This window comes from Stenotrophomonas sp. YJH_SMC_21 (genome assembly GCF_059369555.1).
On the sequence record NZ_JCAFSU010000002.1, the window covers coordinates 344496 to 365626 of the forward strand.

At 65.3% G+C, this 21131-nt stretch carries 17 protein-coding genes and 2 tRNA genes; 2 read left to right on the top strand and 17 right to left on the bottom strand.

All coding sequences use genetic code 11. The features are described from left to right. The first annotated feature begins 2 nt into the window (after nt 1-2). Entirely contained in the window at nt 3-1562 is a 1560-nt protein-coding gene (locus AC5P67_RS04505) for a PepSY-associated TM helix domain-containing protein (RefSeq protein ID WP_183153521.1), read from the top strand. A gap of 129 nt (nt 1563-1691) precedes the next feature. Here the strand turns inward: AC5P67_RS04505 and AC5P67_RS04510 are convergent, their stop codons facing one another. Together AC5P67_RS04510 and AC5P67_RS04515 are read right to left on the bottom strand one after the other, a co-directional pair. Continuing rightward, on the bottom strand, nt 1692-2084 hold the full coding sequence (locus AC5P67_RS04510) for a VOC family protein (RefSeq protein ID WP_005410442.1): 393 nt from the start codon (nt 2082-2084) through the stop codon (nt 1692-1694). Between the two features lie 90 nt (nt 2085-2174). Then, on the bottom strand, nt 2175-3365 hold the full coding sequence (locus AC5P67_RS04515) for a glycoside hydrolase family 18 protein (protein WP_065183993.1): 1191 nt from the start codon (nt 3363-3365) through the stop codon (nt 2175-2177). A 216-nt stretch (nt 3366-3581) separates the two neighbouring features. Between AC5P67_RS04515 and AC5P67_RS04520 the strand changes: the two genes are divergently transcribed. Beyond that, on the top strand, nt 3582-4568 hold the full coding sequence (locus AC5P67_RS04520) for a tetratricopeptide repeat protein (protein ID WP_239502346.1): 987 nt from the start codon (nt 3582-3584) through the stop codon (nt 4566-4568). A gap of 127 nt (nt 4569-4695) precedes the next feature. Here the strand turns inward: AC5P67_RS04520 and pnp are convergent, their stop codons facing one another. The 15 genes from pnp to nuoI all read right to left on the bottom strand — a co-directional run bounded on the left by pnp (nt 4696) and on the right by nuoI (nt 21129). Continuing rightward, a complete protein-coding gene (gene pnp, locus AC5P67_RS04525; RefSeq protein ID WP_005410444.1) occupies nt 4696-6804 on the bottom strand; it encodes a polyribonucleotide nucleotidyltransferase in 2109 nt (702 codons plus the stop codon). A gap of 151 nt (nt 6805-6955) precedes the next feature. Continuing rightward, complete coding sequence (rpsO, locus tag AC5P67_RS04530) at nt 6956-7216, bottom strand: 30S ribosomal protein S15 (protein ID WP_005410445.1); 261 nt, start codon at nt 7214-7216, stop codon at nt 6956-6958. A gap of 172 nt (nt 7217-7388) precedes the next feature. Beyond that, nucleotides 7389-8297: a tRNA pseudouridine(55) synthase TruB gene (gene truB / locus AC5P67_RS04535; RefSeq protein WP_099498001.1), complete on the bottom strand. Its 909-nt coding sequence runs from the start codon at nt 8295-8297 to the stop codon at nt 7389-7391. Nucleotides 8298-8404: 107 nt separating this feature from the next. Next, complete coding sequence (gene rbfA / locus AC5P67_RS04540; protein ID WP_005410447.1) at nt 8405-8788, bottom strand: 30S ribosome-binding factor RbfA; 384 nt, start codon at nt 8786-8788, stop codon at nt 8405-8407. Nucleotides 8789-8920: 132 nt separating this feature from the next. Continuing rightward, a complete protein-coding gene (gene infB / locus AC5P67_RS04545; RefSeq protein WP_012480878.1) occupies nt 8921-11566 on the bottom strand; it encodes a translation initiation factor IF-2 in 2646 nt (881 codons plus the stop codon). Nucleotides 11567-11658: 92 nt separating this feature from the next. Next, nucleotides 11659-13170, bottom strand: coding sequence for a transcription termination factor NusA (gene nusA / locus AC5P67_RS04550; protein WP_005410449.1), 1512 nt, complete (start codon nt 13168-13170; stop codon nt 11659-11661). 4 nt (nt 13171-13174) lie between these two features. Next, entirely contained in the window at nt 13175-13765 is a 591-nt protein-coding gene (gene rimP / locus AC5P67_RS04555) for a ribosome maturation factor RimP (protein ID WP_005410450.1), read from the bottom strand. A 366-nt stretch (nt 13766-14131) separates the two neighbouring features. Then, a tRNA-Met gene (locus AC5P67_RS04560) sits at nt 14132-14208 on the bottom strand. Nucleotides 14209-14290: 82 nt separating this feature from the next. Next, nucleotides 14291-14367 (bottom strand) — tRNA-Met (locus AC5P67_RS04565). Nucleotides 14368-14497: 130 nt separating this feature from the next. Beyond that, nucleotides 14498-15958, bottom strand: a complete 1461-nt coding sequence (gene nuoN / locus AC5P67_RS04570) for an NADH-quinone oxidoreductase subunit NuoN (RefSeq protein WP_005410451.1) — start codon at nt 15956-15958, stop codon at nt 14498-14500. A gap of 15 nt (nt 15959-15973) precedes the next feature. Next, the gene (locus AC5P67_RS04575; RefSeq protein ID WP_005410452.1) at nt 15974-17482 is read right to left on the bottom strand and encodes an NADH-quinone oxidoreductase subunit M; all 1509 of its coding nucleotides are present in this window, start codon (nt 17480-17482) and stop codon (nt 15974-15976) included. Nucleotides 17483-17505: 23 nt separating this feature from the next. After that, the gene (gene nuoL, locus AC5P67_RS04580) at nt 17506-19665 is read right to left on the bottom strand and encodes an NADH-quinone oxidoreductase subunit L (protein ID WP_012480880.1); all 2160 of its coding nucleotides are present in this window, start codon (nt 19663-19665) and stop codon (nt 17506-17508) included. A gap of 7 nt (nt 19666-19672) precedes the next feature. Beyond that, complete coding sequence (gene nuoK / locus AC5P67_RS04585) at nt 19673-19978, bottom strand: NADH-quinone oxidoreductase subunit NuoK (RefSeq protein WP_005410454.1); 306 nt, start codon at nt 19976-19978, stop codon at nt 19673-19675. Further along, nucleotides 19975-20631, bottom strand: a complete 657-nt coding sequence (locus tag AC5P67_RS04590) for an NADH-quinone oxidoreductase subunit J (RefSeq protein ID WP_010486441.1) — start codon at nt 20629-20631, stop codon at nt 19975-19977. Before AC5P67_RS04590 ends, nuoK begins: the two co-directional genes overlap by 4 nt. 9 nt (nt 20632-20640) lie before the next feature. Beyond that, nucleotides 20641-21129, bottom strand: a complete 489-nt coding sequence (gene nuoI, locus AC5P67_RS04595; protein ID WP_005410456.1) for an NADH-quinone oxidoreductase subunit NuoI — start codon at nt 21127-21129, stop codon at nt 20641-20643. Between the last annotated feature and the right edge of the window lie 2 nt (nt 21130-21131).

The window sequence follows — 21131 nt, forward strand, 5'->3', positions numbered from 1 at the left end:
CCATGAAGTTCAGTTCGCAGACCCTGCGCACGTTCACCACCCTGCATACCTGGGTCGGCCTGGTGGCCGGCTTCGGCCTGTTCGTGGCCTTCTACGCAGGTGCGCTGACCCTGTTCCATCACGACCTGCCACTGTGGCAGACCCCGGGAGCCGCCACCGCACTGCCCGCCGGGCTGGACGATGCGCAGTACCTGCTGGAAGACGTGCTGGCTGCGCATCCGGAGGCACGCCGCCACGTCGGCATGACCTTCCCCGGCGCCGAACACCCGCAGCCGCTTGCGTACTGGCAGGCCGATGACGGCAGCTGGCGCTATGCCTGGCCCGGCCAGATCGCCGGCAGCCCCACACCACCGCAGACCGGACTGGCCGAACTGGTCAACGAGCTCCATTACAGCCTCGGCCTGCCCGTGGCCGGGATCTACGTGATGGGCATTGTCAGCCTGCTGTACGGCATGGCACTGCTCAGCGGCCTGGTGATCCATCTGCCGAAGCTGCTCGGCGACCTGTTCGCGCTGCGTCCGGGCCGCAACCTGAAGCAGCTGTGGCAGGACGCGCACAACGTGATCGGCGTGCTCAGCCTGCCTTTCCACCTGATGTTCGCGGTGACCGGTGCCCTGCTCTGCCTGGTGTTCGTGCAGATGGCCCTGCTCAACCCGTTGATCTACGACGGCAAGGCGCTGCAGGCGGTGCCGACGGCGATGGACACCGCGCCCGTGCGCGATGCCAGTGGCATTCCGGCACCGCCGGGCAGCCTGCGCGTGCTGCATGCGCGCGCGCTTGAAGTCGCCCGCGCACAGGGCGTGGCCAACTTCGAGCCGGCCTACCTGAAGCTGGCCAATGCCGGCGATGCCAATGCCACCATCGAGATCACCGGCGAATCCACCGGTACGCTCGGCCCGCTTGGCGCGGTGGCGCTGGACGTGGCCAACGGCGACGTTCTGGCCTCGCAGCTGCCGGGCCAGCGCGACGCCAACCACGCCACGCTCAGCGCCGCCTACGCGCTGCACTTCGGCGAATTCGGCAACGGCGTGGTGGTCTGGCTGTACTTCCTGCTCGGCCTTGGCGGTGCGTTCCTGTTCTATTCGGGCAACCTGCTGTGGATCGAGTCGCGGCGCAAGCGTCGCCAGCCGCAGCAGCCGCGCGCCGGGGTGAACATGGCGCGGGCCACGGTCGGCGTGTGCATCGGCCTGTGCGTGGCGATCTCGGTCGCGTTCGTCACCGCGCTGGTGCTGGAGCGGCTGGCGCCGACGGCGGTCGATCGCGGCATCCGCTGGGCCTGCTTCGGCAGTTGGGCGGCCTGTGCGCTGTGGGCCGCGCTGCGACGCCCGGCGCAGGCCGCACGCGAGTTGCTGTGGGCGGCGGCGATCAGTACCGCGCTGGTACCGGTGCTGCACGGCGCACTCAATGGTGACTGGCTGTGGCGCGCCGCCGCGCGTGGGCACTGGCCGCTGTTCTGGGTCGACGCCATCGCGCTGGCCATGGCCTTCGGCTTCGCCCGCCTGGCAGTGGCCAGCCAGCGCCGCGCCCGCAATGGCGATCCCAACAGCGTCTGGGCCAACTGAGCCTTCGCCGGGCATGCCGCGGCGCTACCTACCATTGCGCGCAACGCCCCCTGTAGCGTCGAGCTTGCTCGACAGCTGTTGATTTCGCGCCAAGCACCGTCGAGCAAGCTCGACGCTACCCAAGCAGCATCATGCCTCGCCGGGGTAACGACTCACTTCGATCAGGTTGCCATCCGGGTCGCGGAAATACACCGATTCGATCGGCCCCAGCGCGCCGGTGCGTGCAACCGGCCCCTCCTCCACTGCAACGGACTGCGCCTGCAGGTGGGACAGCACATCGACTGTCGCCATGCGCGTGACCAGGCACAGGTCGGCACTGCCCGGCGTGGGCCGCAGCGCATGCGGCTGCAGCGGGGCACTGGCCGCATGCAGATTGATCTTCTGCTGGCCGAACTGCAACGCGGTACGACCCGCGCCGAAGCGCACGACCTGCATGCCAAGCACGCGCTGGTAGAAATCACAGCTGCGGTCGATGTCGGCGACGGTGAGGACCAGGTGGTCCAGGCGTTCAAGATGGATCATGCCCGCAGCGTAACGCTGCGGGCGTGGCGATGCTGTGCGGGGTTGGGCCAATGGCGTTGCGGCATTGCGCCGGGCATCGCCTGATGCAGCTCAATCGCCGATGCGCGCCTTCTGCCAGGGGCCCAGCATGGCGTTGAGCAGGCTGGCCTGTTCGTCGTCGCCGGTCAGCTCCCACATGAACACCCCGGCCAGGCCCTGCTCACGGGCGAACTGCGCACGCAGGCCGATCGAGCGCGGGTCTTCATAGCTGATGAAGATCTTCTGCCCGGCGTTGTACAGCCACGGGCTCTGCGCCTGCGGCTGCCAGTGTTTCGTCCAACCCGGCTGATCGAGATAGCGCGCCTTGATCACCCGCCAGTCGCCGGCATCGGCCGGCGCACTGTAGGACTGGTACAGCCCATCCGCTGCATCGCCGGTGACCTTGAAACCGCGCCCGTAGAACGGTACGCCCAGCACCAGCTTATCGGCCGGCACGCCGTGCTCGCGGTAGTACTGCACCGCGCCGGCCACGTTGTTCCAGCGCCGCAGCTCCGGGGCCAGCGGATCGGCCGGCACTTCATGCAGCGGCGCATTGAAGGTCGACACCGCCGAGAAACCGGTGCCCATGTCGTAGCTCATCAGGTTGATGAAATCGAACACCTTGGCCAACGCCGGCAGGTCGTAGCTCGCTGCTGGATCGTAGGGGCCATCGGTCTGCAGGCGACCGGCGGCCAGCGCGGCGGTCAGCAGCATCGGCTGTCGCTCCTTGCGCCCGTGCGCGTCGAGTGCCACGCGGAACGCCTGCGCGAGCCTGGTCAGATTGGCGCGATCCTGCGGGCGGTGCGCCAGCTCCTTCGGTCCGCCACTGACCGGGAACTCCCAGTCGATGTCCACGCCATCGAAGCTGCCGGCATGGCGGTCGAAGAACAGCGCCATGCACGAGTCGACCAGGCGCTTGCGGCTGGCCTCGGTCAGCGCTGCATCGGAGAATCCACCTGCGCCCCATCCACCAATTGAGATCAGCGTGCGCAGATGCGGGTGCGCCTTCTTCAGCTCGGCCAGCGCAGCAAAATTCTTCGGCGCTTCGGCGCCGACCGTGCAGCGGCCGTCCTCGATGGTGGAGAACGCGTAGAACAGGTGGGTGAGGCGCTCGGCCGGAATGCTCGACACCGGGTAGCGCGCGGCCGAGCCGCCGGGGTAGTAGGCACCGAAGATCGGCGGCTGCGCGGGCGCGGCATGCAAGGCAATGGGCAGGGCGCCGGCAATCAGCACGGCAAGGACAGCCACGGTCTGGCGGAACATGGGATCTCCCGGTTCGAAGGCGCAGCCACGTTAGCAAACGGATGGGGCTGTGGGACGGTTGTCGCGGCATGTCGTCCAGTGGACAGGCACGCCGCATCCCTTGACGACATCGGGGCAGACATGCGATTGCCGTCATGCACTGCAGCAGGACACACACCGACGCCGGTCTCCCATGCATCGGCTAAGGTAGCCGCGGACCTCCAACCGTGCATGGACATGAGCACCGACCACAACGACATTGACGACGGCGACCTGCTGGACGACGAAATCCTCGACGAACACCAGGCACTGGAGGCACGCGCCTACGCCGTTTTCCGCGAGGGCGACCTGCAGCAGGCAGTGGCGCTGTTCGGCGAGCTGATCGCACTCGCTCCCGAAGTGCCGTATCTGCATTACATGCGCGGATTGGCGCACAAATACCTGCGCGACTGGGCTGCCTCGCTGCAGGACAACCGGCAATCAGAACAGCTGCGCGGCGAGTTCGATGAAGCCACCGCGTGGAATGCCGGTATCGCCGCCACCGGCGCCGGTGACTGGGCCGAAGCGCGCCGCCAATGGGCCCGCTGTGGCATCACCCTGCCCGAGGGCGAAGGTCCGATCGAGGGCAACTTCGGCGTGGCCTGTGTGCGCTTGGCACCGTGGTCCGATGCCGAAGTGGTGTATATGAGCCGCATTGATCCGGTGCGTGCACGCATCGACAACGTACCGCTGCCCGAAAGCGGCTTCCGCTTCGGCGACATCGTGCTGCACGACGGCGCATCAACCGGCCATCGCACCTACGGCGAGCGCCAGGTGCCGGTGTTCAACGCGATGCAGCGCCTGCAGGCATCGGACATGACGACCTTCACCGTGTTCGTGCAGTGTGATTCGGCCGATGACATCGCTGCCCTGGAGGCCATCACGCTGCCAGGCATCGGCATGGTCGAGGACTGGACGGCCACCGTGCGCCGGCTGTGCCGCCGCTGCAGCTACGGCACGCCGCACCAGCATGGTGATGAGGCGCCAGATGAAGACCAATGGAGACGCGAACGTGACCTCGGCGTGGCCGCACAGGGCCGGGCTGCGGTGGAAAAGCTCATGGCGGTGTGGGTCGCTGCAGCCCCCAGCCGGGTGCTGGAGGCCATCGAACAGCGCGAGCACCCGATGAGCGCCCCGGAGCCAGGCCAGGTCTGGTGGCTGGGGGAGGACGAAGAAGGCGCGTAAGTGCAAGGACCAACGGTCCTCATCCACAGGATTCCAGGCAAAGAAAAAGCGGGCCGAAGCCCGCTTTTTCATTTGCGAAAGCGTGAGGACCAACGGTCCTCACCCACCGCACAATCAGCAATACCGATTATTCGGCGCTGGCGGCGTCGCCTTCTTCCACGGCCTTCATCGACAGGCGGATACGGCCCTGCTTGTCGACTTCCAGCACCTTGACCTTGACCACATCGCCTTCCTTCAGCACGTCGCCGACCTTCTCGACGCGATCGCTGGAGATCTGCGACACGTGGACCAGACCGTCCTTGCCCGGCAGGATGGTGACGAACGCACCGAAGTCCATGATCTTGGCGACCTTGCCTTCATAGATGCGGCCCGGTTCGACGTCCGAGGTGATCTGCTCGATGCGGGCCTTGGCGGCCTGCGCAGCGATGGCGTTGACCGAAGCGATGACGATGGTGCCGTCGTCCTGGATGTCGATCTGGGTGCCGGTTTCCTTGGTGATGGCCTGGATGGTCGAACCACCCTTGCCGATCACTTCGCGGATCTTGTCCGGGTGGATCTTGATGGTCAGCAGGCGCGGCGCGTAGTCCGACAGCTCTTCACGCGGAGCGGTCAGGCCGTGGGCCATTTCGCCCAGGATGTGCAGACGGCCAGCCTTCGCCTGCTGCAGGGCCTGCTTCATGATCTCTTCGGTGATGCCTTCGATCTTGATGTCCATCTGCAGGGCGGAAATGCCCTCAGCGGTACCGGCGACCTTGAAGTCCATGTCGCCCAGGTGATCTTCGTCACCCAGGATGTCGGACAGGACGACGAAGCGCTCGCCTTCCTTGACCAGGCCCATGGCGATACCGGCCACCGGAGCCTTCACCGGCACGCCGGCGTCCATCAGGGCCAGCGACGAGCCGCAGACCGAGGCCATCGACGAGGAACCGTTCGACTCGGTGATTTCCGAGACGACGCGGATGGTGTACGGGAAGGCTTCCAGCGACGGCATGACAGCCAGCACGCCGCGCTTGGCCAGGCGACCGTGGCCGATTTCGCGGCGCTTCGGGCCCATCATGCGGCCGCACTCACCCACCGAGAACGGGGGGAAGTTGTAGTGGAACAGGAAGTTTTCCTTGTACTCACCGGCAACGGCGTCGATGACCTGACCGTCACGGGCGGTGCCCAGGGTGATGGTCACGATGGCCTGGGTTTCGCCACGGGTGAACAGCGAGGAACCGTGGGTACGCGGCAGCACGCCGGTCTTCACGGCGATCGGGCGGACGGTGTCCAGCGCACGGCCGTCGATACGGACCTTGGTGTCCAGCACCGAGTCACGCATGGTGCGGTATTCCAGCTCGCCGAATTCCTTCGACAGCTCGGCCGGGTTCCAGCCTTCGGCGGCCACGCGGCCAGCCAGGGTTTCGAACACGTCCTTCTTGATTGCCGAGATGGCGTCACGGCGCTGCAGCTTGTCACGCACCTGGAAGGCTTCGCCCAGGCGCGGGCCGATGGCTTCCTTCAGGGCGGAGATCAGCGCGTCGTTCTTGGCCGGGGCTTCCCAGGTCGACGGCTTGGTGCCGGCTTCGACGGTCAGCTCGTTGATCGCGTTGATGACCTTCTGCATTTCGCGGTGACCGAAGGTCACAGCGCCCAGCATCACTTCTTCGGACAGCAGCGCGGCTTCGGATTCAACCATCAGCACGGCGTTGGAGGTACCGGCGACGACCAGTTCCAGCTGCGAGTCAGCCAGTTCGCTGACGGTCGGGTTCAGGATGTACTCGCCGTTCTTGTAACCGACCTTGGCAGCGCCGATCGGACCCATGAACGGGGTGCCGGCCAGGGCCAGGGCAGCCGAGGCACCGATCAGGGCCGGGATGTCGCCGTCCACGTCCGGGTTCAACGACATGACCGTGGCGATGATCTGCACTTCGTTCTTGTAGTCTTCCGGGAACAGCGGACGGATCGGACGGTCGATCAGACGCGAGATCAGGGTTTCCTTCTCGGTCGCACGGCCTTCACGCTTGAAGAAACCACCCGGGATACGGCCGCCGGCGTAGAACTTTTCCTGATAATCGACGGTCAGCGGGAAGAAGTCCTGGCCTTCGCGCGCGCTCTTGGCGGCGACGGCGGTGACCAGCAGTACGGTGTCGTCCATCTTGACGATGACGGCGCCACTGGCCTGACGGGCAACTTCGCCGGTCTCAAGCGTGACGGTGTGCTTGCCGTACTGGAAGGTTTTGGTGATTTTTGCCACGGAGGGTGTCCTTGGGGATGCTGTCTGCGAATTTGGACCGTCGGCGACCCTTGCCGCCAGCGGGTGGCCGGATCGTTCCGGCCTGAATCGGGGATTGCGGTACTACAAAACAAAACCGCGGCGCATCGCTGCGCCGCGGGGGATTCGTTGCTTAGCGACGCAGGCCAAGCTTCTCGATCAGGGCCTTGTAGCGCTCGACGTCCTTCTTCTTCAGGTAGTCGAGCAGGCTGCGACGGCGGTTGACCATCTGCAGCAGGCCGCGGCGGCTGTGGTGGTCCTTCTTGTGGGTCTTGAAGTGGCCGGTCAGCAGTTCGATGCGGGCGGTCAGCAGCGCAACCTGGACTTCCGGGGAGCCGGTGTCAGCCGAGCTGCGCTTGTTGTCTTCAATGACCTTCTGGGTGTCGATCGACATTTCTTTTTCTCTGTGATGCGTGGCCGGCAGGAACGCGCTTCGCGCACCGCCAGGCTCGCCGTGGACTACGAGGATGAAACCTGCGCCAGGCAGGCTGCCGGAAAACGGCCGCGAAATTGTAACGGTCGGGGGCTTCCGGGACAAGGACCGGGGCTGAACCGCCCGGGCCCGGTCAGAGGTTGAAACGACGCTGCGGGGCCAGCAGGCCGCTTTCGTCGACCTGGCCCAGGCCCTGGACAGCGTCGTCCGGACCAAACACCGCCACCAGGCCACGCGGCCAGGACAGATCGCGCTGGCGCTGGCCGACGCAGAAGCGGTGGGCCTGGTCGGCATCCAGGTCGACCCGCGGGTACTCGGCCAGGCCGGCCGCCAGCGGCAGCAGCAGCGCGTCCATGCCCGCCTCGTCACCCGCCTCGACCATCGCCCGCAACTGGTCCAGGGTGACCATCACCGGCTCACGGAACGGCTCGACCCAGAGCCGACGCAGTGCGCTGATGTGGGCACCACAGCCCAGCGCCTCGCCCAGGTCGCGGGCCAGGCTGCGGATGTAGGTGCCGGAGCCGCAGGTCACGCGCAGCCGCAACCGTTCCGGCTGCTGCTCCAGCACCTCGATGGCGTGTACCTGCACCTCGCGTTCGGGCGCTTCGATGACATCGCCGCGGCGGGCCTTCACATACAGCGGCTCACCGCCCTGCTTCAGCGCCGAATAGATCGGGGCACGCTGGCGGATGTTGCCGGTCAGCGCCGCCAGTGCGGCCTGCAGCGCTTCGGCACTGATGGCCGGCACCGGGCACTGCAGCAGCACCTGGCCTTCGGCATCGTCGGTATCGGTGGTCTGGCCCAGCACGATCTCGGCGTCGTAGGCCTTGGCCGAGCCGAGCAGCAGGCCGGCGATCTTGGTTGCCTCGCCGAAGCACAGCGGCAGCAGGCCGGTGGCCAGCGGGTCAAGGCTGCCGGTGTGCCCCCCTTTCTCGGCGCGGAACAGGCGGCGGGCTACCTGCAGGGCGGCGTTGGAACTCATGCCGGTCGACTTGTCGAGCAGCAGGATGCCATCCAGGCGGCGGAACTGAATTCGGGTCATGGCAGAATTTTGTAGGGTCGAGCCATGCTCGACTGCCGCAGCGCGGTCTGCATCAGACATCGCGCAGCCGGAATGCAACAACGCCGGGCATGCCCGGCGCCACGCGGTTATTCTTCGTCGCTCTCGCGACGCTTCTCCGCGGCCAGCGTATCGGGCAGGTCGCGCAGGATGTTGTCGATGTGCTCACCACGGTCGACCGAGTCGTCGTAGTGGAAATGCAGCTCCGGCACGTGGCGCAGCTTCATCGCGCGTGCCAGGTCCATGCGCAGGCGGTAGCCCAGCTCCTTCAGGCCGGCCACGGCTTCGGCCGAACGTTCCGGCATCAGCGCGGTGACGAACACCTTGGCATGGGCCATGTCGCGGGTGATTTCCACGTCGGACACGCTCACCGAGGGCAACCCGTGCTCGCGCACGGCGTTGTGCACCAGGGTGCCGAGTTCACGGCGCAGCTGGGCGGAGACACGGTCGGTTCGATGGAAAGTCTTGGGCACGAGGAGCTCTTCGTTCAGTTGTCGCCCGACCAACGGTCGGGCGCTACCTTTGATTCGATTGTCGCCCGACCAACCGTCGGGCGCTACAGGTCCATGGTGGGGCCCGACCGTTGGTCGGGCCACCTTGCAGCATTACAGGGTGCGCGGCACTTCGATACGCTCGAAGCACTCGATCTGGTCACCCGGCTTGACGTCGTTGTAGGCCTTCACCGCGATACCGCACTCGGTACCGTTGCGGACTTCCTCGACGTTCTCCTTGAAGCGACGCAGCGATTCCAGCTCGCCCTCGAAGATCACCACGCTGTCGCGCAGCACGCGGATCGGCTTGTTGCGCCTGACCACGCCCTCGATGACCATCGAGCCGGCAACGGCGCCCAGCTTGGAGCTGCGGAACACGTCGCGGACCTCGGCGATACCGATGATCTCTTCGCGGATCTCCACGCCCAGCAGACCGGAGGCCACCTGCTTCACCTGATCGATCACGTCATAGATGATCGAGAAGTAGCGCAGGTCCACGCCGTTGGATTCGATGATGCGACGGGCCGAAGCATCCGCACGCACGTTGAAGCCGATGACGGTGGCCTTCGAAGCGGCCGCCGAGTTGGCGTCCGATTCGGTGATGCCGCCCACGCCGGAGTGGATCACGTTGATGCGGATGTCTTCGTTGGACAGCGCCACCAGCGCCTGGCTGAGGGCCTGCACCGAACCCTGCACGTCGGCCTTGATGACCAGGTTGAGGACCTGCTGGCCCTCGCCCTTGCCCAGGGTCGCCATGATGTCTTCCATGCGGCTGCCGGCGGTGGCGACCAGGCGCGATTCACGGCGCTTGGTCTCACGCTGCTGGGCAACGTCCTTGGCCAGGCGCTCGTCCTCGACCACCACGAAGTCGTCACCGGCTTCCGGCACGCCGGACAGGCCCAGGACCTGCACCGGGATGGACGGGCCGGCGAATTCCGGCTGCTTGCCGGTTTCGTCGAACAGCGCACGCACGCGGCCGTACTGGATGCCGCACACCAGGTAGTCGCCCTTCTTCAGGCGGCCCTGCTGCACCAGCACGGTAGCGACCGGGCCGCGGCCCTTGTCCAGCGACGATTCGATCACCACGCCCGAGGCGCGGCCTTCGTCGACGGCCTTCAGTTCCAGCAGTTCGGCCTGGATCGAGATGGCGTCCAGCAGGTCGTCGATGCCCAGGCCGGTCTTGGCCGAGATCTCCACCATCTGGGTGTCACCACCGAAATCTTCGGCCACGACCTGCTCGGACAGCAGTTCGTTCTTGACCCGCATCGGGTCGGCGTCGGACTTGTCGATCTTGTTGATCGCCACGATCAGCGGCACACCCGCCGAACGGGCGTGCTGGATCGCTTCCTTGGTCTGCGGCATGACGCCGTCATCGGCGGCCACGACCAGCACCACGATATCGGTCAGCTTGGCGCCGCGGGCACGCATCGAGGTGAAGGCAGCATGGCCCGGGGTATCCAGGAAGCTGATCACGCCCTTCGGCGTATCAACGTGGTAAGCACCGATGTGCTGGGTGATGCCGCCGGCTTCGCCGGTGGCGACCTTGGTGCGGCGGATGTAATCCAGCAGCGAGGTCTTGCCGTGGTCGACGTGGCCCATGATGGTGACCACCGGCGGACGCTGGGTGGCTTCGCCCTGGTTTTCACCGGTCGAGGCCAGCAGTGCGTCCTCGGCGTCGTTGTCGTTGGCACGGATCGCCTTGTGGCCGAGTTCTTCGGTCACCAGCGCGGCGGTGTCGTGGTCGATGGACTGGGTGATGGTGGCCATCACGCCCATCTTGAACAGCGCCTTGACCACCTCGCCGCCCTTCAGCGCGAGCTTCTGCGCCAGGTCGGCCACGGTGATCGTGTCGCCGATCGCCACTTCACGCACCACCGGTGCGGTCGGACGCTCGAAGGCGTGCGGGCCGGCATTGTTGCCACCGCGCGACATGTCGCGACGGCCACCGGCCTGGTTACGGCCGCCCGGCCGACCACGGGTGTTGCTGTTGTTGCTGTTGCCACGACGCGCACGGTCGGCAGCCGACAGGTGCATCTGGCCGGCGAAACGGTCGCCCGGGCCACGCTCGTTGCGCGGCGCGCTGCGGTTGTTGCGGTCGTCGTTGCGCGGCGGCGGCGGCGCACTGCGCGGCGCAGCCGGAGCGGCGGCCGGCGTGCGCGGCGGACGCGGCGCGGTTTCATCGATCGGAGCGCGCTTGGGCTTGGCGGCCGCCAGTGCCTCGGCAGCCTTGGCGGCGGCCGCAGCTTCCTCGGCAGCCTTCTTCTCGGCCTCTGCGCGTTCCTTGGCCGCAATCTCTTCCTCACGGGCACGGACGATGGCTTCGTCGCGCAGACGATCCTTCTCGGCCAGGGCCTGCTGTTCGGCGAGGTTGCGGGCGCGCGACTCTTCCAGCTTGCGCAGGATGTCGGCGCGCTCTTCGTCCGGCGTCATGGCGCGCGCACCATCCTTGACGTAGGTGCGCTTCTGGCGCACCTCGACATTCACGGTCGTCTTGCTGCGACCGGAATTGACCGTCACTTCCTGCTGCTTCCGGCGGTTGAGCGTGATCTTCTTTGCAGACTGATCGCTCTCTTCCGGGGCCTGCTCGGGCTTGCCGTGCGAACGACGAAGGAAGCCCAGGAGCTTCACCTTCTCGGAGCTGGTCACGACCTGGTCGGGACCGCTGAACTTCATGCCGGCACCGGCCAGCTGTTCCAGCAGTTTTTCGACCGGCGTGTTGACCAGTTCGGCAAGCTTGCGGATGGTGGTTTGCTGCGACATTCGGATCCTATGATCTTGTGGGCGCCCCCCCGCATCTGGAGGTGGCGCGGATTCTACGCCCTGAGCGGCTCAGGGCCCTGTTCATTGCCGGCTCATTCGCCGCGTTCCAGTCGGGCGATCTCTTCGGCACGGGCGGCCAGGATCAGCGCAGCGGCGCGCGCCTGATCCAGTCCTTCGATGCCGAAGTCCATGACCTCGTCGGCGGCCAGGTCGGACAGGTCCTCGCTGGTACGCACGCCGTGGCCGGCCAGCGCATATGCGGTGGCTTCGTCCATGCCCTTCAGGGACAGCAGGTCCTGCGCCGGCTGGCCGTCTTCAAGGCCTTCTTCGACTGCCAGGGCCTCATTGAGCAGCGCATCGCGGGCACGAGCGCGCAGCTCTTCGACGATGTCTTCGTCGAAACCTTCCACGGCCAGCAGTTCGCCGACCGGGACATATGCGATTTCCTCGACGGTGCCGAAGCCTTCGCTGACCAGGATGCCGGCGATTTCCTCGTCCACTTCCAGCTTGTCCATGAACAGCTGGCGGGCCGAAGCCTGCTCGGCCTCCGACTTGGCGGTGACCTGGTCCTGGGTCATCACGTTGAGCTGCCAGCCGGTCAGGCGGCTGGCCAGGCGCACGTTCTGGCCGCCCTTGCCGATCGCCTGGGCCAGGCGGTCTTCGGCAACGGCCAGGTCCATCGAGTGCTTGTCTTCATCGACGATGATCGACTGCACTTCGGCCGGCGCCATCGCGTTGATGACGAAGTTGGCCGGGTTGTCGTTCCACAGCACGATGTCCACGCGCTCGCCATTGAGCTCGTTGGACACGGCCTGCACGCGCGAACCGCGCATGCCGATGCAGGCACCGATCGGATCGGTGCGCTGGTCGTGGGCGAGCACGGCGATCTTGGCGCGGTCGCCCGGATCACGGGCGCAGGCCTTGATTTCCACCAGGCCCTGGCCGACTTCCGGCACTTCCAGCTTGAACAGCTCGATCATGAATTCCGGGGCGGCGCGGCTGATGAACAGCTGCGGGCCACGGGGTTCCGAACGGACTTCGGCCAGGTAGCCGCGCACGCGGTCACCAGCGCGCAGCACGTCGCGCGGAATGCCCTTGTCCTTCGGAATGAAGCCTTCGGCATTGCCACCGAGGTCGACATAGATGTTGCCGCGCTCGGCGCGCTTGACCACACCGGTGATCAGTTCGCCGACGCGATCCTTCCACGCATCCACGACCTGCTGGCGCTCGGCTTCACGCACGCGCTGGACGATGACCTGCTTGGCGGCCTGGGCGGCGATGCGGCCGAAGTCCGGGTTCTCGATCTGCTCTTCGATGTAGTCGCCGACGTCCACGCCTTCGGCTTCGTCGACGGCGTCCATCAGGCGGATCTGGCGGTCCGGCGATTCCATGACCACGTCGTCGGCCACCACTTCCCAGCGGCGGAAGGTTTCGTAGCTGCCATCCTTGTGGTCGATGACCACGCGGGTCAGCACTTCCTCGTCGGGATAGCGCTTCTTCGCTGCCGAGGCCAGGGCGGCCTCGATGGCATCGAAGATCACTTCACGCGGCACGCCCTTCTCGTTGGCGACCGCGTCGACTACCAGCAACAGTTCCTTGCTCATTGGCTCACTCCGCGCGCGGCTTCTTTGCCGCCGGCTCGTTGGAAGAAGAATTCGTGTTCGGCTTCGGACGCTTCGGCGCCGGACCGGTCGGCTTGCTCGGGGCCAGCCCCAGCGCCACCCAGTCGGGCATGATCCGTGCCTTGTCGATGTTGTCGGCCGACACCACCACTTCGGTCTTGTCGACGATGAAGGTGATGGTGCCTGCGGCCTCGTCGGTTGCCTCGATACGGCCCTGCAGGCGACGACGGTTGTCCTGCGGCAGCTTCAGCGTGACCTTGGCCGATTCGCCCTGGTGGCGAGCGAACTGCTCCAGGTTGAACAGCGGGCGATCCACGCCCGGCGAGGACACTTCCAGCGTGTAATTGCCGCTGATGGGGTCTTCGACGTCCAGCTGCGCCGACACTTCGCGGCTGACCCGCTCACAGTCGTCGACATTGATGATGCGCTCGGGCTGTTCAGCCAGCGGCACGTCGATGTAAAGGCGCAGGGTCGCACCGCCGGGGGCCGGCAGATACTCAACGCCCAGCAGCTCCAGGCCCAGCGACACAACGGTCGGGGCGAGCAGATTCGCGATGTCGGTTGCCTTGTCGCTCACAGCCTGCCTTGATCTCTTGGTTGGGTGCCGGCCTTGGCCGGCGTGAAAACATGACGCCCCGGAAACGACAAAGGGCCCGCTGGGCCCCTTTTCCGGAAAGACTCCGGTGACTGGATTCCGGTTGCAACCTGCAGTGCCTGCCGGTTGCGGCCCTCCTTCCGGGTCCGGACTCCCGCTGGGAGGCCGCCTTCAGGGGTACTGCTAGGCCACTGATGATAGCGGCTGCACCGCGCTGGTGCAAGGTGCGGACCTGGGGTCAGATCCCTTTCCTGCGGAAAAGGGAGCTGACCCCGATCACGCAGAAACGACGCAGCCGCCCAAAGAAAAACGCCTTCGAAGCAGGACTTCGAAGGCGATCTCTTTACTTGGTAGCGGGGGCAGGATTTGAACCTGCGACCTTCGGGTTATGAGCCCGACGAGCTGCCAGACTGCTCCACCCCGCATCAGAAGCGGAATTATGAGCGTTGGCTCCAAAAAATGCAAGCTTTCCCTCATTCATCAAACCGGTTGGCGCCGATCTGAAGTTGGTAGCGGGGGCAGGATTTGAACCTGCGACCTTCGGGTTATGAGCCCGACGAGCTGCCAGACTGCTCCACCCCGCACCGGAAGTGTTTGAACTGCTGCCCTGCTCTCTTTTCGAGGAGGGCTACCGCAACGATGTTCTGGCTGAATCGCTGCAGTGACAACTCAGGCTGCGCATATTACACGAATCGCGCAGCTTTGTGTCAACTTTTATGCAAGATGCGCAAATGCCTGCTGGCACCAGACCATGATCGGGTTCCAGGCCAGGCCCAGCGCCAGCAGCGCCAGCGCGTTCACGCCCAGCACCAGGCCCAGCACGCGGTCGTTGCTGCGCGGCATGGCCTCGCCCACCGGCTCATCGAAGTACATGACCTTGATGACGCGCAGGTAGTAGAAGCAGCCGACCACTGCACACAGCACGCCGAGGATGGCCAGCCACAGCAGGCCCCCGTTGACGGCCGCGCCCAGCACCGCCAGCTTGGTCCAGAAGCCCAGGAACGGCGGAATGCCGGCCAGCGACGCCATGATGCACAGCACCAGGCCGGCCATCCACGGGTTGCGGGCATTGAGGCCCTTGAAGTCCTCGATGTTCTCGGCTTCGAAACCGGCACGCGACAGCGCGATGATCGCGCCGAAGGCGGCGGTGGACATGATGGCGTAGGCCAGTGCGTAGAACAGCGCGGCGGCATAGCCCTGCGCGCCACCACCGGCGATGCCCATCAGCAGGAAGCCGATGTGCGAGACGGTGGAGAACGCCAGCATGCGCTTGAGGTTGCTCTGCGCGATGGCCATCAGGTTGCCGATGACCAGCGAGACCGCGGCCAGGCCGGCGATCAGCAGCTGCAGCTCAGTCGACAGCGGACCCACGCCCATTTCCAGCAGGCGGTAGGCCATGCCGAAGGCGGCCAGCTTCGGCGCCGAGCTGATGAACAGTGCGATCGGTGCCGGAGCACCCTGGTACACGTCCGGCAGCCACATGTGGAACGGTGCGGCACCCAGCTTGAAGGCGACGCCGGCGATCATGAACACCGCACCGGTGATCAGCAGTACGCGCTCTTCCGAGTGCGGGATGGCGTCACGGATGACGTCCAGGTGCAGGCTGCCGGTTGCGCCGTAGATCAGCGACATGCCGTACAGCAGCAGGCCCGAGGCCAGCGAACCCAGCACGATGTACTTCATCGCCGCTTCCGAGGCCAGACCGTTCTCACGGTTGCTGGCAACCAGTGCGTAGGAGCACAGCGCCAGCAGTTCCAGGCCCAGGTAGACCATCAGCAGGCTGCCGGCCGAGACCAGGATCATCATGCCGGCGGTGCCGAACAGGATCAGCACCGGGATCTCGCCCTGGAACAGGTTGCGGTCACGCAGGTAGCGCCAGCCGTAGACCAGGGTCAGGCCGCTGAGCAGCACGATCCCGGTCTTCATCACGTCCGCGGCGGTATCGCGCACGAACATGCCATGGAAGACCTCGCCCTGCCCGCCCACGCCGGTGGCCAGCATGAACAGCACCACGGCCAGCGCAGCGAGCGAGAACAGGTGGGTGACGATCTTGTTCCGGTTGCTGACGAACAGGTCGAGGATCATCAGGGCGAAGGCGCTGCCGATCAGCACCAGCTCGGGAGCGAGCGGTGGCAGGTCAGCGGCGGTCAATGGCAGCAGCGGCGAGGTGGTCATCATCAAATCCTGGAATTACAGCAGCTTGCTGGATGCGATCTGCATCGCCAGCTTCGCGATCGAGGGCTCCATCAGGTCGGTCAGCGGCTTGGGGTAGATGCCCAGGGCCAGCACGCCGATGGCGAACACGCCCAGCACCAGCCATTCGCGGCCGTTGATGTCCTTCAGTTCGGCCACGTGGCTGTTGGCCACTTCGCCGAAGAAGATTCGCTTGTACAGCCACAGGGTGTAGGCGGCGCCGATGATCAGGGTGGTGGCCGCGCCCAGTGCGATCCACGGATTACGCTGGAAGGCCGACAGGATGACCATGAACTCGCCGACGAAACCGCTGGTGCCCGGCAGGCCCGCATTGGCCATGAAGAACAGCATGGCGAAGGTGGCGAACCACGGCATCACGTTGACCACGCCGCCGTAATCGGCGATGCGGCGGCTGTGCATGCGGTCGTACAGCACGCCGACACAGGAGAACATCGCACCGGACACGAAGCCGTGCGAGATCATCTGCACCATGGCGCCCTGCAGGCCCAGGCGGGCAGCATCGGCGTTGCCGGCTTCACGCACCAGCCACAGGGCGATGAAGGTGCCCAGGGTGACGAAGCCCATGTGCGCGATCGACGAGTAGGCGATCAGCTTCTTCATGTCGTCCTGCACCAGGGCGACCAGGCCGACGTAGATCACCGCGATCAGCGACAGCGCGATCACCAGCCAGGCCCATTCCTGCGACGCGTCCGGGACGATCGGCAGGTTGAAGCGCAGGAAGCCGTAGCCACCGATCTTCAGGGCGATGGCGGCCAGGATCACCGAACCGGCGGTCGGCGCTTCCACGTGGGCGTCCGGCAGCCAGGTGTGGACCGGGAACATCGGCACCTTGACCGCGAAGGCGATCAGGAAGGCAAAGAAGATCCAGGTCTGTTCCTTGGCCGACAGCGGCAGCGCGTACAGGTCGGCCAGCTGGAAGCTGCCGCCCTTCATGTACAGGTAGATCAGCGCCACCAGCATCAGCACCGAGCCGAGGAAGGTGTACAGGAAGAACTTCAGTGCTGCGTAGATGCGGCGCGGGCCACCCCAGACACCGATGATCAGGAACATCGGGATCAGCATGGCTTCGAAGAACACGTAGAACAGCATCGCGTCCGTCGCGGCGAAGATGCCGACGGTGACGCCTTCCAGGATCAGGAAGGCCGCCACGTACTGGTTGACGCGCTTGTCGATGGCGCTCCAGGCGCCGATCAGGGCAAGCACGCTGACCAGGGTGGTCAGCAGGATCAGCGCCACGGCAATGCCGTCCACGCCCAGGTTGTAGCCGATCTTGTACGCCGGGATCCAGGCATGGGTCTCGACGAACTGCAGGCCGTCGATGCCCGCGTTGTAGCCGCTCAGCAGCGAGAGGCTTGCAACGAAGGTGAGCACCGCGACGCCCAGCGACGCCCAGCGGGCAGTCTGTGCATCACGGATCGCAAGGATCAGGGCGCCACCGATGATCGGCAGCCAGATGAGGACACTGAGTAGAGGCCAGTTCGACACGTCTTCTTATTCCGTACAGGTCATCAACGCAGGTAATGCATCAGCACGCCCAGCAGGGCAATCAGGCCGATGATCATCGCGAAGGCGTAGTGATAGAGGAAACCGGATTGGGTACGACGCAGCACGCCGGCTGCAACGTCCACAACACGTGCCGAGAGATTGACCACGCCGTCGACGATGTTGCTGTCGATCCAGCGCGAGACCTTGCCCAGCTTGACGCTGCCACCGGCAAAGCCATCGATCCACAGCTTGTCGAAGCCGTACTTGTTTTCCAGCACCGAAACGATCGGGGCGAAGGTCTTGCGTGCCTTGCCCGAGAGGTCCGGCTTCCACAGGTAGAACAGCGCAGCCAGCAGGAAGCCCGCCAGGGTCAGCCAGAACGGCGGCAGCATCATGCCGTGCAGCGCGAACGCCACCGGGCCATGGAACTCTTCACCCAGGAACGCGACGGTGTTCTTGGCCGGATCGTAGAAGTCGACGATGCCGGTGAAGAACGTCTGCGCCTGGCCCTTGATCGCCTCGTGCGCATGGTTGCCGGCCCAGTCGGTGCCGTGCAGCATCGGACCGATGCTGAAGAAACCGATGGCGATCGACGGGATGGCCAGCAGGATCAGCGGCAGGGTCACCACCCACGGGGTTTCATGCGGTTCATGCGGACCGTGGCCATGGCCGTGGTCGTCATGGGCATCGCCATGGTGGGCATCGGCGGCGTGGTGATCGTCATGGCCGTGGCCATGATCGTCGTGCGCGTCGCGGAAACGCTCCTTGCCGTGGAAGGTCATGAACAGCAGTCGGAAGCTGTAGAAGCTGGTCACCAGCACGCCACCCAGCACCGCCCAGTAGCCATAGGTGGCCACCCAGCTGTTCTGCATGTGGGCGTGGATCTCGGCCGCCTCGATGATCGTGTCCTTCGAGTAGAAGCCGGAGAAGAACGGCGTACCAACCAGGGCCAGCGTACCGATCCACATGGTGATGAAGGTGATCGGCATGTACTTGCGCAGGCCGCCCATCTTGCGCATGTCCTGCTCGTGGTGCATCGCGATGATGACCGAGCCGGCGCCCAGGAACAGCAGGGCCTTGAAGAAGGCGTGGGTCATCAGGTGGAACACGGCGGCCGAGTAGGCCGACACGCCCAGGGCGACGGTCATGTAGCCCAGCTGCGACAGCGTGGAGTACGCGACGACGCGCTTGATGTCGTTCTGCACGATGCCGATCAGGCCGGTGAAGAACGCGGTGGTGGCACCGATGAACAGCACGAAGTTCAGCGCCGTCTGCGACAGCTCGAACAGCGGCGACATGCGGGTGACCATGAAGATACCGGCGGTCACCATCGTCGCGGCGTGGATCAGTGCCGAGATCGGGGTCGGGCCTTCCATCGAGTCCGGCAGCCACACGTGCAGCGGGACCTGGGCCGACTTGCCCATGGCGCCGATGAACAGGCAGATGCAGATGACGGTGGCGATCGACCAGATCACCGGCTCGTTCAGCAGCTGCATGCCCAGGAGCGTGCCGTCCCAGATCTGCAGCTGGGCGCGCGGGTCAGCCAGCATGCCGGCCTGCGAGAACACCTGCGAGTAGTCCAGGGTGCCGAACACCCACAGCACGCCGGCGATACCCAGCAGGAAGCCGAAGTCACCGACGCGGTTGACCAGGAACGCCTTCATGTTGGCGAAGATCGCGGTCGGACGCTTGAACCAGAAGCCGATCAGCAGGTACGACACCAGGCCCACCGCTTCCCAGCCGAAGAACAGCTGCAGGAAGTTGTTGCTCATCACCAGGGTGAGCATCGAGAAGGTGAACAGCGAGATGTAGCTGAAGAACCGCTGGTAGCCCGGGTCGTCCTGCATGTAGCCGATCGTGTAGATGTGGACCAGCAGCGACACGAAGGTCACCACCACCATCATCATCGCGGTCAGCTTGTCGACCATGAAGCCGACGTGCGCCGAATACTGGCCGACTTCGAAGAACGTGTAGATGTTCTGGTTGAACGGCTGCGCGCCGCCCCACATCAGCTGGTAGAACGTGTACATCGACAGGCCGCAGGCTACCGCGACGCCGAGGATGGTGATGGTCTGCGCGCCGAAGCGCTTGACCTGGCGACCGAACAGGCCGGCGATGATGCTGCCGAACAGCGGTGCAAGCACCACTGCGATCAACAGACTCTTGGAGAGAGTGATTTCCATCTGTGGATCAGCCCTTCAACGAATCGACTTCGCCGACATTGATCGTGCGGCGGGTACGGAACAGGGTCACCAGGATCGCCAGGCCGATGGCGGCTTCCGCGGCGGCGACGGTCAGGATGAAGAACACGAACAGCTGGCCGGACGGATCGCCCAGCTGACGCGAGAAGCCGACGAAATTGATGTTCACCGACAGCAGCATCAGCTCGATCGACATCAGCAGGACGATGACATTCTTCCGGTTGAGGAAGATGCCGGCCAGGCTGATGGCGAACAGCACCGCGCCAAGCGCAAGCATGTGGCCAAGGGTAATCACGGCTGGGTCTCCTCGCCGGTGGCCGGCTTGCTGTTGCTGTGCACGACCGGTGCTTCGGCGCCCATCTTGACCATGCGCAGGCGCTGGCCGGCCTTGACCATGGTCTGCTCACCCGGGTTCTGGCTCTTCACGCCGGTACGGCGACGCAGGGTCAGCATCACGGCGGCGACCACGGCCACGGTCAGGATGACGGCGGCGAACTCGAACGGCAGCAGGTATTCGGTGAACAGCGTGCGCGCCAGCCAGGTGACGTTGGAGCTGTCGGCAGCGACCGCAGCGGCGTTGTCGGCCGGGAACGGAGTGACCGCCCTGCCCTTCACGCCGATGAGGATCAGCATCTGCACCAGCATCGCCACTGCCACGATCAGGCCGACCGGCAGGTAGCGCACCCAGCCTTCACGCATCTTGGTGGGGTCGATGTCCAGCATCATCACCACGAACAGGAACAGCACCATCACCGCGCCGACGTAGACCAGCACCAGCGCCACACCGAGGAACTCGGCGCCCACCAGCAGCCACACGCAGGCAATGGAGAAGAAGGTCAGCACCAGGCACAGCACTGCATGCACCGGGTTGCGCACGCTGATCACCGCACCGGCCGAAACCGTTGCCGCGATGGCGAACACCCAGAAAGCGATATTTACCCAATCCATCTCTCGACCTCAGCGGTAAGCGGCATCGGCGGCACGACGCTCGGCGATCTCGTTTTCGAGACGATCGCCAAGGGCCAGCAGCTGCGGCTTGGTAACGATGTTTTCGCCACGGTTCTCGAAGTGGTACTCGAGGATGTGGGTTTCGACGATCGAGTCCACCGGGCAGCTTTCTTCGCAGAAGCCGCAGAAGATGCACTTGAACAGGTCGATGTCGTAGCGGGTGGTGCGGCGGGTGCCGTCCTCGCGCTTGGCCGAGTCGATGGTGATGGCCAGGGCCGGGCACACCGCTTCGCACAGCTTGCAGGCAATGCAGCGCTCTTCGCCGTTGGGGTAACGGCGCAGCGCGTGCAGGCCACGGAAGCGCGGCGACTGCGGGAACTTCTCCATCGGGTACATCATCGTGTACTTCGGCTTGAAGCTGTACTTCAGCGTCAGCCAGAGACCCGCCAGCAGTTCGAGCAGCAGCAGGCTCTTGAAGTAATGGGTAATCCTGTTCATCA